General features: G+C 51.4%; 12 protein-coding genes. 5 read left to right on the top strand and 7 right to left on the bottom strand.

From position 1 onward, the window contains the following. Positions 1-342: 342 nt before the first annotated feature. Genes nrdA through yfaE form a run of 3 tightly spaced genes read left to right on the top strand, consistent with a single transcriptional unit; the run spans position 343 to position 4,170 of the window. Complete coding sequence (gene nrdA / locus L1D43_RS07385; RefSeq protein WP_239850514.1) at positions 343-2,631, top strand: class 1a ribonucleoside-diphosphate reductase subunit alpha; 2,289 nt, start codon at positions 343-345, stop codon at positions 2,629-2,631. A gap of 59 nt (positions 2,632-2,690) precedes the next feature. Continuing rightward, a complete protein-coding gene (gene nrdB, locus L1D43_RS07380) occupies positions 2,691-3,821 on the top strand; it encodes a class Ia ribonucleoside-diphosphate reductase subunit beta (RefSeq protein WP_041511282.1) in 1,131 nt (376 codons plus the stop codon). Continuing rightward, positions 3,802-4,170: a class I ribonucleotide reductase maintenance protein YfaE gene (gene yfaE, locus L1D43_RS07375; RefSeq protein WP_239850513.1), complete on the top strand. Its 369-nt coding sequence runs from the start codon at positions 3,802-3,804 to the stop codon at positions 4,168-4,170. Before nrdB ends, yfaE begins: the two co-directional genes overlap by 20 nt. Before the next feature lie 210 nt (positions 4,171-4,380). On the opposite strand, the gene L1D43_RS07370 is transcribed toward yfaE, so the two are convergent. Beyond that, the gene (locus L1D43_RS07370) at positions 4,381-4,812 is read right to left on the bottom strand and encodes a YciI family protein (protein ID WP_239850512.1); all 432 of its coding nucleotides are present in this window, start codon (positions 4,810-4,812) and stop codon (positions 4,381-4,383) included. A gap of 192 nt (positions 4,813-5,004) precedes the next feature. Then, complete coding sequence (locus L1D43_RS07365) at positions 5,005-7,020, bottom strand: NADPH-dependent 2,4-dienoyl-CoA reductase (RefSeq protein ID WP_239850511.1); 2,016 nt, start codon at positions 7,018-7,020, stop codon at positions 5,005-5,007. 165 nt (positions 7,021-7,185) lie between these two features. Here L1D43_RS07365 and sppA point away from each other — a divergent pair, with 165 nt between their 5' ends. Together sppA and ansA are read left to right on the top strand one after the other, a co-directional pair. After that, positions 7,186-9,027 carry a signal peptide peptidase SppA gene (gene sppA, locus L1D43_RS07360; RefSeq protein ID WP_239850510.1) on the top strand — a complete coding sequence of 614 codons (1,842 nt, stop codon included), beginning with the start codon at positions 7,186-7,188 and terminating at the stop codon, positions 9,025-9,027. Between the two features lie 107 nt (positions 9,028-9,134). Then, positions 9,135-10,148 carry an asparaginase gene (gene ansA, locus L1D43_RS07355; protein ID WP_041511285.1) on the top strand — a complete coding sequence of 338 codons (1,014 nt, stop codon included), beginning with the start codon at positions 9,135-9,137 and terminating at the stop codon, positions 10,146-10,148. An 85-nt stretch (positions 10,149-10,233) separates the two neighbouring features. Here the strand turns inward: ansA and L1D43_RS07350 are convergent, their stop codons facing one another. The 5 genes from L1D43_RS07350 to L1D43_RS07330 form a co-directional block, all read right to left on the bottom strand. Further along, positions 10,234-10,515, bottom strand: a complete 282-nt coding sequence (locus tag L1D43_RS07350) for a DUF1315 family protein (RefSeq protein WP_041511286.1) — start codon at positions 10,513-10,515, stop codon at positions 10,234-10,236. After that, a complete protein-coding gene (locus L1D43_RS07345; RefSeq protein ID WP_041511287.1) occupies positions 10,512-10,829 on the bottom strand; it encodes a hypothetical protein in 318 nt (105 codons plus the stop codon). Before L1D43_RS07345 ends, L1D43_RS07350 begins: the two co-directional genes overlap by 4 nt. Positions 10,830-10,837: 8 nt before the next feature. Continuing rightward, complete coding sequence (locus L1D43_RS07340; protein WP_239850509.1) at positions 10,838-11,965, bottom strand: M14-type cytosolic carboxypeptidase; 1,128 nt, start codon at positions 11,963-11,965, stop codon at positions 10,838-10,840. Between the two features lie 501 nt (positions 11,966-12,466). Then, a complete protein-coding gene (locus L1D43_RS07335) occupies positions 12,467-13,147 on the bottom strand; it encodes a response regulator transcription factor (RefSeq protein ID WP_239850508.1) in 681 nt (226 codons plus the stop codon). Between the two features lie 163 nt (positions 13,148-13,310). After that, positions 13,311-15,089, bottom strand: coding sequence for a DUF885 domain-containing protein (locus L1D43_RS07330; RefSeq protein WP_239850507.1), 1,779 nt, complete (start codon positions 15,087-15,089; stop codon positions 13,311-13,313). Between the last annotated feature and the right edge of the window lie 251 nt (positions 15,090-15,340).

Raw genomic sequence — 15,340 nt, 5'->3', positions numbered from 1 at the left:
TTTAGCTTTCGTGATAGGCGTTATCGGTCGTCTAAAACTTGACCCGACTTTGCTATCGTAATTGAAAACAAGGGTTAAAGGTAAGCCATTACTAACCCTTTGGTTTACCCCCAAGATATCCACAACTTGTCCCCTAAAAACCCGCTTGCAATATCCCACCAACCTCACTATCTTGTATCCTATTAAAGAAAAAACACCATATCTTGTGTATGGGCGGCGGTCGAAGCCACTAGAACTGCAGTAGTGCTCAGGTACTTTTTTAACATCTTCGATTGTTTTTACATGGAAACGTAGGGTGGAGCTTTTCACCCCTAGCGATATTTAATTCAAGGCTTATCTTCAATGAACAGCAATATGCAAGTCACGAAGCGCAGTGGCGAACGTGAAACTATCGATCTCGATAAGATCCACCGAGTGATCACTTGGGCGGCCAAAGGACTGAATAATGTCTCAGTATCGGAAGTCGAATTACGTTCACACCTTCAGTTTTATGATGGAATCCCAACTGAAGCGATCCACGAAACCATTATTAAGGCCGCTGCCGACCTTATCTCGCCGGAATCACCAGACTACCAGTTCCTCTCTGCACGTCTGGCCATTTTCCACCTGCGCAAGAAAGCCTTCGGTCAGTTTGAGCCGCCTTCGCTATACGACCATGTGGTGAAGCTGGTTGAGCTAGGCAAATATGACACGCATATTCTTAACGACTATAGCCGCGAGGAGTTAGACACACTCGACAGCTATATCGACCATTGGCGCGACATGAACTTCTCTTATGCCGCGGTTAAGCAGCTGGAAGGTAAGTACCTGGTTCAAAACCGTGTCACCCACGAAGTCTACGAGAGCGCGCAGTTTCTCTATATTCTGGTGGCGGCCTGTCTGTTTGCCAACTACCCGAAAGAGACGCGTCTTCAGTACGTTAAAGATTTCTATGACGCGACCTCGACCTTTAAGATCTCGCTACCGACACCTATCATGTCAGGCGTGCGTACGCCGACTCGTCAGTTCAGCTCCTGCGTACTGATCGAGTGTGGTGACAGCCTGGATTCTATCAATGCGACCGCCTCTTCTATCGTGAAATATGTGTCGCAACGTGCTGGCATCGGGGTCAACGCTGGCCGCATCCGCGCGCTGGGCAGCCCAATCCGCGGCGGTGAGGCATTCCACACAGGCTGTCTGCCTTTCTATAAGTATTTCCAGACGGCGGTTAAGTCTTGTTCACAAGGCGGCGTTCGCGGCGGCGCAGCAACCCTGTTCTACCCGATGTGGCACCTTGAGGTTGAGTCTCTGCTGGTGCTGAAGAACAACCGCGGCGTAGAAGATAACCGTATTCGTCACCTGGACTACGGCGTGCAGCTCAACAAGCTGATGTACCAGCGTCTTATTCAGGGCGGCATGATCACCCTGTTTAGCCCATCAGACGTACCAGGCCTATATGATGCCTTCTTCGAAGATCAGGCCGAGTTCGAGCGTCTGTATGTGAAGTATGAGCAAGATGAGAGCATTCGTAAGAAGCAGATCAAGGCGGTAGAACTCTTCTCCTTGATGATGCAAGAGCGGGCCTCAACGGGTCGTATCTATATCCAGAACGTGGATCACTGTAATACTCATAGCCCGTTCGATGCTAAGGTTGCGCCGGTGCGTCAATCTAACCTGTGTCTTGAAATCGCATTGCCGACCAAGCCGCTAAACAACATCGACGATCCCGATGGTGAAATAGCCCTTTGTACCCTTTCTGCGTTGAACCTGGGTGCCATCAAGAAGTTGGACGAGCTCGAAAGCCTAGCAGATCTTGCCGTGCGTGCACTCGATAGCCTGCTTGATTATCAAGACTACCCGATCGTTTCGGCGCACAAAGGCTCGATGAATCGTCGTACGCTCGGAATTGGTGTGATCAACTTTGCCAACTATCTGGCTAAAGAAGGCGTACGTTACTCAGACGGCAGCGCCAACGGCATCACGCACAAGACCTTCGAAGCGATCCAGTTCTATCTGCTTAAGGCCTCGATGAAGCTTGCAAAAGAGCAAGGCGCCTGCCCTGCCTTCCACGAGACCAACTACGCAAAGGGTATCCTGCCTATCGATACCTACAAGCGCGATCTCGATAAGATTTGTGACGAGCCACTGCACCTGGATTGGGAAACGCTACGTGAGGAGATCAAGACCCACGGCCTGCGTAACTCGACCCTGTCGGCCCTGATGCCATCTGAGACCTCATCGCAGATCTCAAACGCGACTAACGGTATCGAGCCTCCACGCGGCCTTATCAGCGTAAAAGCCAGTAAGGACGGTCAGCTCAAGCAAGTGGTACCGGACTTCGAGAAGTACCAGTACAGCTACGAGCTACTTTGGAACATGCCAGGCAACGAAGGTTACCTGCAGCTGGTAGGCTTGATGCAGAAGTTTGTTGACCAATCTATCTCGGCCAACACCAACTATGACCCAAGCCGCTTCCCAGGTGCCAAGGTGCCTATGCAGGTGCTGCTGAAAGACCTACTAACGGCATACAAATATGGTGTGAAGACACTTTACTATCACAACACACGTGACGGTGCGTCAGATAAATATGACGATATCACCTCCATTGAGAAAGAAGACGATAGCTGTGCAGGCGGCGCCTGTAAGATCTAACTCTACGTGTTTTAACCTTTTATCAGGGGGCCTTGCCCCCTTTATCGGAAGATAGAAAAATGGCCTATTCAACATTTTGTCAAACACCTAACAATGCCCTGCTTGAACCCATGTTTCTCGGTCAATCGGTTAACGTTGCCCGTTACGATCTGCAAAAATATGAAGTGTTCGAAAAGCTGATCGAGAAGCAACTCTCTTTCTTCTGGCGTCCAGAAGAGGTGGATGTCAGCAAAGATAAGATTGATTATGCGGCGCTGCCGGATCATGAGAAGCATATCTTTATCTCTAACCTCAAGTACCAGACCCTACTGGATTCTATTCAGGGACGCTCGCCAAACGTAGCCTTCCTGCCATTAGTGTCGCTGCCAGAACTTGAGACTTGGATCGAGACCTGGTCTTTCTCCGAGACGATTCACTCTCGCTCATACACCCACATCATTCGTAACATTGTGAACGATCCTTCGGTAGTATTCGACGACATCGTCCAGAACGAAGAGATCCTCAAGCGTGCCAGCGATATTGCCGATTATTACGATAACCTGATCGAACTCAGCCAGATCTATCATCTAATGGGCGAAGGCACTCACGAGATCAACGGCAAGACCCTAGTGGTCACCACCCGCGAGATAAAGAAAGCCCTCTACCTGTGCATGATGTCGGTTAACGTGCTCGAGGCGATCCGCTTCTACGTCAGCTTCGCCTGCTCATTCGCCTTCGCCGAGCGTAAGGTGATGGAAGGTAACGCCAAAATCATCCGCCTGATCGCCCGTGATGAAGCCCTACACCTTAACAGCACTCAGCATATCCTTAAGCTGATGCAAGGCGGCAAGGACGATCCTGAGATGGCCGAGATCGCCAAAGAGTGCGAACAGCAGGCGATCGATATCTTCGTTAAGGCAGCCGAGCAAGAGAAAGAGTGGGCCAAGTACCTGTTTAAGGATGGCTCTATGATCGGCCTGAACGAGCAGATCCTCTGTCAGTACGTCGAGTACATCACCAACGAGCGTATGAAGTCAGTCAACCTGGCAAGCCCATATGCCGATCAGAGCAACCCTCTGCCTTGGATGAAGAACTGGTTGGAGAGTGATTCGGTACAGGTCGCGCCACAGGAAGTCGAGGTATCCTCTTATCTTGTGGGTCAGATCGACGCCTCTGTCGACGAAAGTGAGTTTGCCGACTTTGATCTATAAGAAAGAGGCCTTTAACAAGGCGATCTTTAAGAAGGCTCCTATCGTGAGCCTTCAAGGGCAACCTGTCCTACTCTATACCAGCAACCACCAGAGCCTGTTGGCGGCGCTCGAGCAGAAGAAAGTCCGTATCTTCTCTGAGTGTCGCAACGGCTTTTGTGGTGCCTGTAAGACCAAGGTCAATAGCGGCAGTGTCGTCTACCATACCGAGCCGCTGGTCGAGCTGGAAGAGGATGAGTGCCTGCCCTGCTGCTGTCATCCCGATGGCGATCTGGATCTGGCACTCTCGGCCCAGGGGGCAGAGGTCGTTACCGCACAGGTCTCTGTCGAGTTAGCCTGTGCCGCCGACTAACTCCCAGATACTCACTCAGCGCCCCTCTCTGCGCTCAACTTGGCATAGCCTTAAAAAAAACTTGTACAGAAACTTAGCCAAAGCCTTCAACAAAACCTTGTACAGAAATTTAGGCAAAGCCTTAGCCCACATAGACAGTCCATCAGAAAAGCAGCAGACAAACTGCGCATATTGCTTTGGCAGTCTTCAGCTGTCTTACTGCGCTGTCAATTAGATCGCTTTTTTCGCTAGCTTATCGTGCAGCCGATTAACCTCCATCAGGGCGGCGCTGCCATACCAGGGATGCAGCTCCATCACCAGGCGACCGGCCTTAATGGCGGGGTCGGACTGGGTTAATGCCTTGGCCTCCTCGACGCTGGTAACGTTGAAAATATAGATCCCCCTAAGCGCACCCTCTTCCAAGAAGGGCCCTGCCAGCACCAGTTTGCCAGCCTCGGCCAATCGAGTGATATTATCCAGGTGCGCCCGCTGCAGCCGCTCTGCCTCTTCTTCGGTTTGGTCGCGATTAGGACCGCTCATGAGCATGGCCATCACATAACGCTTCATGCCATATTCATCGGCGCCGACTCTTGCTGCGAGCTCGGCATCATAGCTTTCGGCTCTTAGGGGCAAACTCACCACCAGAGCCGCTACTGCGCCCATCAAAGTAACGAGCAAGCGATGGTTTTTGGTACTCGTTCTTGTATTAGCGTTTGTTCTAATTTCGTTCATTATCTAATCCACCTTAGTAAGCATTAGCTTAAGTTATGTCAAGACCATAAAAAAAGCTAACCCAAAGGATTAGCTTTTCACTTTTAACAACCACAAGCTAGCGGTAGCCAACTTTTAAGTTTCTTAGATGCTTGCGGCCAGCTCGGCGCCTTGGCGAATCGCCCGTTTCGCATCGAGCTCGGCGGCGACATCCACTCCGCCAATCAGGTGTACCGGCAGCCCGCTGTTTTTCATCTCGTCGACCAGGCTGCGGTTGGACTCTTGACCGGCACATAGGACCACATTATCGACCTCGAGTACCTTGGCCTCTTCACCCACCTTGATATGCAGGCCTTGCTCATCGAACTTCTCGTAGCTGACGCCGTTTAGCATCTCGACATCATGGTGTTTAGCCACGGCGCGGTGGATCCAACCTGTAGTCTTGCCAAGTCCCTTACCCATCTTGCTGGTTTTACGTTGCAGCAGATAGATCTTACGGCTCGGATGTTCAGACTCAGGTGTAGTCAAACCGCCTCGCTCGCCATAGGACTTGTCGATACCCCACTGCTTCAGCCAGGTATCGGGTTTAAGCGTTGTCGACTCCTGCTCACCAAGATAGTGAGCCATATCGAAGCCTATGCCGCCGGCGCCGATAAGCGCTACCCGCTCGCCAACCTCTACCTCGCCATTGAGAACCTGTTGATAGTTCACAACCTTGGGACTCTTAAAGCCAGGTAAATCGAGCGCTCTTGGCACGACACCTGCGGCAATCACCACCTCGTCGAAGGGCTCGTCTCTAACCACTGAGGCGTCCAGTCGGGTGTTGAGCCTGAGTTCGACCTTATGCAACTTCATCTGCTCGGTGAAGTAACGTATGGTCTCATCAAACTCTTCTTTGCCCGGGATCTTACGGGCCAGGTTAAATTGACCGCCTACCTCGCCTTTGGCCTCAAACAGCACGACCTGATGGCCGCGGCTGGCGGCATAGATGGAAAATGCCATGCCGGCAGGTCCTGCGCCCATGACGGCGATGCGCTTCTTGTTGTTAGTTGGCGTAAAATCTAGCTCGGTCTCATAACAGGCCCTGGGATTAACCAGGCAGGTGGCGCGTTTCAGCGCAAAGGTATGATCCAGACAGGCCTGATTACAACCGATACAGGTGTTGATTAGCTTGCTCTCTCCAGCCGCCGCCTTATTGACGAACTCGGCATCGGCCAGGAATGGACGGGCCATAGAGACCATGTCGGCCTGACCCGATGCAATGATCTGCTCACCGATTTCAGGGGTATTGATGCGGTTGGTGGCAATAAGCGGCACACTCACCTCTTGCTTAAGGCGCTCGGTAACCCAGGCGAATGCGCCGCGAGGCACGCTGGTGGCAATGGTCGGCACCCTGGCCTCATGCCAGCCTATTCCTGTGTTGATAATGGTCACGCCGGCGCTTTCCAACCATTTAGCCAGCTGCACCACCTCTTCCCAGGAAGAACCGTTATCCACCAAATCCAGCATAGAGAGACGAAACACGATAATAAAATCGCTGCCGACCTTCTCGCGGATACCCTTGACGATCTCCACCGGGAATCTGGCTCTTTGGCTAAATTCCCCCCCCCATTCATCGCTGCGTTTATTGGTTCTGGCACAGATAAACTGATTAATGAGGTAACCTTCAGATCCCATCACTTCGACACCATCATAGCCCGCCTTCTTAGCCAGCGCCGCCGTGGTGGCGTAATCTTTAATGGTGCTTCTTACCTGACGTCCCGACATGGCCGACGGGGTAAAAGGCGTAATAGGCGACTTTATCTTGCTCGGCGCCTGGGAAAAAGGATGATAACCGTAACGTCCTGCATGGAGGATTTGCATACAGATCTTACCGCCAGCCTCGTGTACCGCCTGAGTGACGATTTTATGCTTGGCCACCTGCCAGGGAAAGCTAAGCTGACAGGCATTAGGCGCCAGTCGGCCTCTGAGGTTAGGCGAGATCCCACCGGTGACAATCAGACCAACACCACCGGCAGCACGTTCTTGATAGAATTTTGCCAGTTTCTCAAAACCGCCCTTTTCTTCTTCGAGTCCAGTGTGCATGGAGCCCATGAGCACACGATTCTTCAGTTGTGTGAAGCCAAGATCTAAGGGTTCTAATAAATGCGGAAACGACATTTAAACATCCTTTTTAAACAAGTGATTTAAATCAGCATACCCGGTGTTTCCATTTTGCTCAATACTCAATGCACGCCAAAGCTTAAGATTCATTTACAATTGTGTTTCGCCCCCATGGCTATTTTCAGTTAGCATAGAGGGATCAGAGTCATAAAGGAGTGGATAATGTCCGCTAAGCCCTCAATATTTAAACGGATCTTTTCCACCTTGTGGAAGGTGGTGAATACCACACGCAAGGTGATCTTAAATCTATTCTTCTTCGGTTTTATCGCCCTATTAGTTGTGATCCTCGCCGGCGAGGAGAGCCCGACCGTCGAAGAGGGATCAGCATTGGTGCTGGATCTCTCCGGTAGTGTGGTTGAGCAGAAGCGCCAGGTGGACCCCATCGAGGCAGCCATGAAGAGTGGCAAAGGGGGCCAGAGTGACGGGGAGATCCTGCTCGCCGATCTGCTAAATGCTATCGATAACGCCGCCAGCGACAAGCGTATCTCCGCCATAGTGCTCGACATTGGTCACCTGAGATGGACGGGGATCAGCAAGCTACAAAGCATAGGCGATGCGCTGAGTCGCTTTAAAGACTCGGGTAAGCCAATTATTGCCATGAGCAACTGGTATGGACAAAACCAATACTTCCTGGCGAGCTTCGCCGATACCATCTACCTTAATCCCCAGGGTTCGGTGGAGATCGAAGGCCTGAGCCGCTATCGTCAATATTTTAAGTCGGCACTGGACAAGCTTAAGATCAAGGCGCACGTCTTTAGGGTGGGCACCTTTAAGTCAGCGGTCGAGCCCTTCATGCGCGACGACATGTCTGAGGCCGCCAAGTCGGCCAACCGCGAACTACTGCAAGACATCTGGGATAGCTACGAAGCCACAGTCAGTGAGAACCGCGGCATCAAGCAGGAAGACCTCATGCTCAGCGCCGAGCGTTACCTTAGCGAACTCGACAAGGCCAAAGGCCGCTCATCACAGATGGCGATGAACCTTGGCTGGGTCGATAAACTCGCCTCCGCCGAGCAGTTCCGTCTGGACATGGTAGAGCAAGTTGGTAAAGCCAAAGAGGGTCACAGTTTCAAGCAGATTAGCTTCTATGACTACCAGAGCGTTATTCAACAATTCCCACCGGTGCTGATGCACGATGCCGTCGGTATCATAGTGGCCAAGGGTAACATTCTCAATGGTCACCAGGCGGCTGGCCAGATCGGCGGCGAGAGCACCTCTGCCCTGCTACGCAAGGCCAGATTCGACGACAAGGTAAAAGCGGTCGTTCTGAGAGTCGACAGCCCTGGCGGCAGCGCGTTTGCCTCAGAGCAGATCCGCCAGGAAGTACTGGCCCTGAAGGAGGCCAATAAACCTGTGGTAGTGAGCATGGGCACCTACGCCGCCTCGGGTGGCTACTGGATCTCGGCGAGCGCCGATTATATCTTTGCCACACCGACAACGCTGACGGGATCTATCGGCATCTTCGGTATGATGACCACCTTCGAAGATTCATTGGCTGAGATCGGGATCCACACAGACGGCGTATCGACCTCTGGCTGGACGTCGTTTTCCAGCACCCAAGGGATCAGCGATGAGGTTAAGGCGATCATCCAGCGTCATATCGAGCGCGGCTATCAGGACTTTATCTCCCTCGTCTCAGAGGAGCGTGGCATGAAACCCGAAGAGGTAGACAAAATCGCCCAAGGCCGTGTCTGGTCAGGCAAACGTGCCCTAGACCTTGGCCTGGTCGATGAACTCGGCGATCTTGAGCAGGCCGTCACCAAGGCGGCCGAGCTTGCTAAGCTTGAGAAATTCGATACCAAATTGATCGAGCAGGAACTCTCTCCCCAAGAGCTGTTCATTCAAGAGATGTTTGCCCAGGCCGTTAGTTATATGCCACAGAGCCTGTCTCAGAGCAGCCTAGTCGAACAGTTGCTTGGTCAGGTGAGCAGCGTCGCCGAAGAGTTTAACGCCTTTGACGATCCAAAGGGTCTCTATCTCTACTGCGACAGCTGTAACTATTAGTCGCTATCGCGACTTAATCACAATAAAGCCCGCCGATGCGGGCTTTTTTATTGGCGTCATCCTAAGTATAATCGCGCCAATCCTGCATCAATAAAGCTATCACTATAATGAAAAAGCCCTCCATCTATGTCGCCTACACAGGCGGCACCATAGGCATGCAAAAGACAGACAATGGTTTCGCCCCGGTACCAGGGTTTCTTACCGACTGCGTAAAGGCCATGCCAGAGTTTTTTCACCAGGAGATGCCAGATTTTGTCATCCATGAATACTGTCCCCTGATCGACTCCTCCAACATGGCGCCGACAGACTGGCAGATGATCGCCGACGATATCAAGGCGAACTATGACAAGTATGACGGCTTCGTGATCCTGCACGGCACAGATACCATGGCCTTTACCGCCTCGGCGCTTTCCTTCATGCTTCAGGGGCTCACCAAGCCCGTGATCGTCACCGGCTCGCAGATCCCGCTCGCCCAGTTGCGCTCCGACGGACAGACCAATCTGCTCAACGCCCTCTATATCGCCGCCAACTATCCGGTAGCCGAGGTATGTTTATTCTTTAACAACAAGCTGTTTCGTGGCAATCGTACCACCAAGGCCCATGCGGACGGCTTCGATGCCTTTGCCTCGCCCAACTTCCCTATCCTGTTAGAAGCGGGCATTAAGATCCGCCTCAAGGCGGGACGCATCTCAGATAGTAAGGCCAATACCCTCACGGTCAACAAGATCAGTCCACAGCCCATAGGCGTGGTCACCCTCTACCCCGGGATCACCACTGAGATCATCGACAACATACTGCAGCAGCCAGTCAAGGCGCTGATTTTGCTCACCTACGGTGTGGGCAACGCACCACAGAATCCTGAGCTGCTCGAGTGTCTGCGTAGAGCCAACGAGCGCGGCATCATATTGGTGAACCTCACCCAATGTCTGCAGGGTAAGGTCAACATGGGTGGCTATGCCACGGGCAATGCGCTGGCCAAGGCCGGGGTGATCAGTGGTTTCGATATGACGACGGAAGCCGCGCTCAGCAAACTGCATTACCTGCTATCGACCGAGCTTTCGGTAAGCGATATTCGGGTGCAGATGCAGCAAGATCTCTGCGGCGAGCTGACCGAAGACTAGCGAAGCCTAAAGGCGATAAGCTAAACAGCTTATTAGCCAACAGACGATGAATTAAAAAGCCCCTTATTAAAGGGGCTTTTTGCGCTTAGAGGTCTTGCTCTTTGAAGGCGGCGATACTCTCGCCCTTAAACTGACGTTTCAGCTCAGCCTTCGACAGCTCGTTCAATTCACCCTGATTATTGATGGTGAAGTGATCCTTCTGATCTAACCTGCGAGCCTGGTACATCATCACAAGTTGCAGGGTCGAGTCTCTCTGCTCATCAGACAGCACAGTGCCATCTTCCCACTTGCCGAGTTCGACGGCGCTGAGTAATCGCTCATATACCTCTTGGGGCATATCATCGATCACCTTATTGATATCACTCATATACTCTTCCGTTTATGTAACACGATGCGGATTCTGGCTATCAGATAACCGATAAAGCCAAAGACGAAGCAGATGCCAGCGATATTGGCTCTGAGTCCCTCGGCGGGTTCGCCGCCCCAAAACCAGAGCACTACACCGGCGATAAACAGCGTCATCGCCAGAAAACTCTGATTCATTAGCTGGTTAGTGCGCTTAATATGACTGATCCGATTAAGCGACTCATTATCTCCCGACAGGCCGGAAGAACAGTGCGGGCAGCTCTTAGCCAAACTCGATATGCGCTTATGACAGCTTGGGCATTCTACTAAGGCCATCTCCCCTCCTATCTCAGCTTATCGACCACGGCCAGCATCGCCAGCAGTGACGCCTCGCCAAGGTAGATACAACGCTCAGGTGACCAGCCAGACATAGGATCTGGCATGTTGGCATTATCTTTAAACGGCATCTCTAGGGTATTAGAGAGACAGCCGAAGGTTTGCGCCACCCAGTTTGAAGCCACGGTAAGATTCGCCTGACCCGGTTCATCCTTATCGTAACCAAATTCATCTTGAAAATCGGCACTGGCCATCAGCAGGGCCTTAACAAAATCGGCTTGCAGATCGGCCATCTTCTGGTTGTAACCCGGTACACCTTCGCAACCAGCGAGGAACACATAAGGCAGGCCTTCGTCGCCATGGACATCGTAATAGAGATCGACACCGGTTTCTTTCATCCGATTGACCACATGGTACACCTCTGGGCTCTTCTCTAGCGAGGGGCTCTGCCATTCGCGGTTGAGGTTAACCCCCTTAGCGTTGGTTCTCAGGTGGCCACGTACACCGCCATCGGGATTCATGTTTGGCACGATATAGAAGTTAGCCTTATCCAGCAGCGCCTTGGCGGTTGGGCAATCGCCATCGAGAAGATTATTTAGCAAACCTTCCACCAGCCATTCGGCCATGGTTTCACCCGGGTGCTGGCGCGCGGTGATCCAGATCTTGGCTTTCTCTTCATCTTCATCACCCACCTTTACCAGGGTCATGTCGCGATCGTCTAAGGTTTTACCCAGATGCTCGATAGAGACTAAGGGATGGACCTGTACGGCGCTGAGCAGGTCTTGATGACGCTCATAGCTATAGGGCGCGAAGTAGGCAATCTGGATCATCTCACAATCCAACTCTACCTCTATGGTCAGTTTGCCATCTTGATAATGCGTCGGCAGGCGGAACCATTGCTGTCTGTCGTAGGTTGCCGCAGCCTGATAGTCTTCCCAACCTTTGGTGTAAGAAGCCTGACCCGCGTTGATTATATTCAGGGTATAGCGCTGGCCAACTTCACCTTGTAGGCGAAAGTTAAACCACTGAAAAAACTCGCCCCCTTCATCGGGTCTAATGGCCAGTTGCACATTATTGATATCATCTTGGTTGATGACCTCAATATTACCGCCGTCAAAATTGGCACTGATTAGCATATCCATTCCTTCATTGAGTTAAGGCAGACGTCTTGGGTCTGCTGATCCCCTAAGGATAAACTAATTTGCCCCATTTTCGCACCGCTTGCGCCAAATAAAAGCCAGATTTTTTGCTGTCAAAATGACTAGGGCCTGTTGATCTTTGCCGTTTGTTTTTACAGCAGTTTGAAGGAGATTTATACAAGGCAGAATCAAGGCGGTTTTGTTGTTGCAAAGCAACCCGGGATAACGCAGTCAAACAGTCGACAAATGCGGATAGCGGCGGCTAGGGGAACATCTTTATGCGTCCATCCGATATATGCGTCCAACTGCTTATGGCTGGAGATAGACTAAGCCAGGACACTGCGAGTCCAAGCCAAAGCTAGGCCACTCTGTTCCATTGCTCCATTGCTCGACTTTTGCACCAAGCATTAAGCACTGTTACAAAAAACCATAGACACAAGGACAAGACGCCAGCGGCTTTGGCTCGACCTCAAGTTAGACCCGAAAGATAACCAGGTCCTAGCAAAGAAAACTGTAGCCTTGGCCTCTTACCGTATTGATGATGGTTTTTGGCAGGCTGATCTTGGCCAGTTTGCGCCGGGTGTTACTGATGTGCATATCCAGATTACGATCAAACTGTCCGAGATCTTTTTTTAACACACTACGCTGCAGTTCCTGTTTAGTGATCACCTCACCCTTGCGATCGAAAAGGTACTTGAGCAGCTTAAACTCCGTCTGGGTTAAGGCGACACGTCTTTCGGCTACCTCGATGCTAAAGTCATTCTGATTAAAGTAGATCGCCTTTATCGGCAACGGCAGAACCTCGGTTAACTGGGACTTAGTGATGTCCGCGCGGCGGCGTAGCGCATCGATGCGTGCCACCAGCTCGCGTACACTGACCGGCTTAGAGATAAAATCATCGGCGCCGAGGCGAAATCCTTTTATCCGCCTCTCCTCTTCATCGGTTGCCGAGATAAGGATCACCGGCAGATTATCGCTGCGTGCCTGCAGAAACGCAAAGCCATCCAGATGGGGCATCTCAACATCTAAGATAATGAGATCTATCGCCATTTTACCTAAGATCAACAGCGCTTCCTGGCCATTACTGGCACAATGCACCTGATACCCGCTGGCCATTAAGCCAAGATAAAGGACTTCGCGCGCAAAGGGATCATCATCAACGAGTAGCACTCTTTCCATTTAATAACCTTAATGATAACTATTATCATTAAGGTTACATTAACTCATCGAGCCAATCCAGTCCTTTATCTCACCTGAGGATAAAACTATGACCGACATCTCACAGGTGCTGTGACGAAGGGACAAAAAAGGCCCCTTTAGGGGCCTTAATCACTTGTCTATCTTACTTGAGCATCAGCTGACGAATGTACTTCACCGGCGCACTACCATAGCTTAAGAACTGTTCGTGGAAACCTTTAAGGTTAAAGTCTTCGCCCTGTTTAGCCTTAAGTTCTTCGCGGAAATCATAGATCTCGCGATAACCCGCATAGTAGCTCGTTAGCTGCACCTGACTCAGGGTCGCGCGGCGCCATTTCCCCTCTGCTTCCGCCTGTTGTTGGAACGCCTCCTCAGTCATCAGCGCAATCGCCTCCTCTTCGGTCATCCCCTTCACCTGAATGCTATAATCCAGAATCGTGTTGGCAATGACCCTCAGGTTCCACTTGTAGTACATTAGCCACATCTCAGCCTCGAAGTTACCATAGCCCTCTTCGAGCATCATTCGCTCGGCATAAACGGCCCAGCCCTCGACCATGGCGCCGTTGCCAAATAGGCTCTTCACCAGACTCGGCGACTCATTGGAGTAGACCAACTGAGTATAGTGGCCAGGAATCGCCTCATGAATATTGAGCACCTGCAAGATCCAATGGTTGTATTCTCTCAAGTAACTCTCTGCAGAAGCGTCGCTCATGCCATCGAGTGGCGTGACGTTATAGTAAGTGTTGCCCGTCTTCTCATAGGGGCCAGGCGCACTAATCGAGGCGCCGGCAAACCCGCGCATATATTCTGGGGTTTCACGTACAACCAGGGGCTTCTTAGGATCTAGGGTAACCAGCTGCTTCTCGTTGACAAACTTTACCAGCTCGGGGATCTGAGCGCGCACCTCGGTCACAAAGTCTTCACGTTTAACATGACGCGACGACAACTTATCAATCAGCTGGCGGGTTGCCACCTTAGTGTCGCTTGGCATCTGGGTATTGAAATATTTGCTCCACAGCTGCTTGGTGATCTTAGCCATCTCCCCCTGGACTCTGGCCTTATCGGCAAGGGCCTTCTCGTACAGCTGCTTGGCAGACATGCCTGATTGAATATCAAAGGCAAACTTCTGCTCATAGAGCGCCTCGCCAATTCTAAAGCTACGGGCGCCCTCTTTGGTTAGCTTAGCCTCAAGGCTAGTCAACCAGTCGATATGCTGGTTGATGGCATCGACTACGAGTTTGAAACGAGAATTGAACAGCGCCTTCTCATCATCGCTAAGACCCGAGGCGGCGACCTGTTTTAGCAGATCGTCGGAAAACACGCTGAAGGCACCACGGTTTTGCATGATGGCCAATTGCGTATGTTCCAAGGTCGGCTTATCGATATTCTCCCTTGCCGCCACATAGTAGGCAGGCACATTTTCCATACGAGACAAGAATGAGCGCAGACGCTCGTCCAGCGGCGCAAAATCTTCGTTGATCAGCTGTGCAAAACCGCCCGCAACATTGTAATTAGCTGGGTTCCACTGCCACGACTTAAAGGTTTCTGTCTCCCAGCGGTCTTGCTTCAATAGGTTCTCGATAAGCTTATAGTCGATCAGCTCGCTGGGCGTGAGCTTATTCATATCGAACCCATTTAGCAGCTTAAGTTGGGCATCGACGAAGGCTAGGCTCTCTTTGCGGCTTTGAGCATTTGGCACCTTAAGCACACCATCGTATTTGTGATAGCCACTATAGAGCGCCCAGGTAGGCGACTGTTGCCACAAGGCATCGATAAATTGCGTTGAAAACTCGCTAAAACTTAATGCCTGTACCTCTAGTGCACTAGCCCCTTGAGAATTTACCGATTCTGCCTGGTGTGTCTGACAAGCGGTTAAACTACCTAGCCCCAGGACGATGGCGGCAGCGATGATGCTTTTTTTCATTATGCTTCTTCCCTTGATTCTTATTATTAACGGCTGAAAATTTCCTGATGAATGCTTAGCTGTTGCTGTCATTGGAGATACTTAGCCGATACATGAGCTTAACCCAGTTGGCCCATAGTAAATCACGTTGCCAAGCAAATTGCAGCAGGCAGACCAGATTAGACAAGCTTTGTTACAAAGCCGTTTGCTATGCTCATGCCTGACGGTGCGATTTACGTCTCATCTCGACTAACGCCCTCCCCAATCGCCCG

This window comes from Shewanella sp. Isolate8 (genome assembly GCF_022398495.1).
Classification (GTDB): Bacteria; Pseudomonadota; Gammaproteobacteria; order Enterobacterales; family Shewanellaceae; genus Shewanella; species Shewanella aquimarina.
Note: the sequence above shows the minus strand (reverse complement) of the source record. Positions and strands in the feature narration are given on the sequence as shown.

Coding starts and splice junctions, on each gene's coding strand:
- nrdA (WP_239850514.1), top strand. CDS start 343: ATGAACAGCAATATGCAAGTCACGAAGCGCAGTGGCGAACGTGAAACT.
- nrdB (WP_041511282.1), top strand. CDS start 2,691: ATGGCCTATTCAACATTTTGTCAAACACCTAACAATGCCCTGCTTGAA.
- L1D43_RS07370 (WP_239850512.1), bottom strand. CDS start 4,812: ATGGGCGCAGTAGCGGCTCTGGTGGTGAGTTTGCCCCTAAGAGCCGAA.
- L1D43_RS07365 (WP_239850511.1), bottom strand. CDS start 7,020: ATGTCGTTTCCGCATTTATTAGAACCCTTAGATCTTGGCTTCACACAA.
- sppA (WP_239850510.1), top strand. CDS start 7,186: ATGTCCGCTAAGCCCTCAATATTTAAACGGATCTTTTCCACCTTGTGG.
- ansA (WP_041511285.1), top strand. CDS start 9,135: ATGAAAAAGCCCTCCATCTATGTCGCCTACACAGGCGGCACCATAGGC.
- L1D43_RS07350 (WP_041511286.1), bottom strand. CDS start 10,515: ATGAGTGATATCAATAAGGTGATCGATGATATGCCCCAAGAGGTATAT.
- L1D43_RS07345 (WP_041511287.1), bottom strand. CDS start 10,829: ATGGCCTTAGTAGAATGCCCAAGCTGTCATAAGCGCATATCGAGTTTG.
- L1D43_RS07340 (WP_239850509.1), bottom strand. CDS start 11,965: ATGCTAATCAGTGCCAATTTTGACGGCGGTAATATTGAGGTCATCAAC.
- L1D43_RS07335 (WP_239850508.1), bottom strand. CDS start 13,147: ATGGAAAGAGTGCTACTCGTTGATGATGATCCCTTTGCGCGCGAAGTC.
- L1D43_RS07330 (WP_239850507.1), bottom strand. CDS start 15,089: ATGAAAAAAAGCATCATCGCTGCCGCCATCGTCCTGGGGCTAGGTAGT.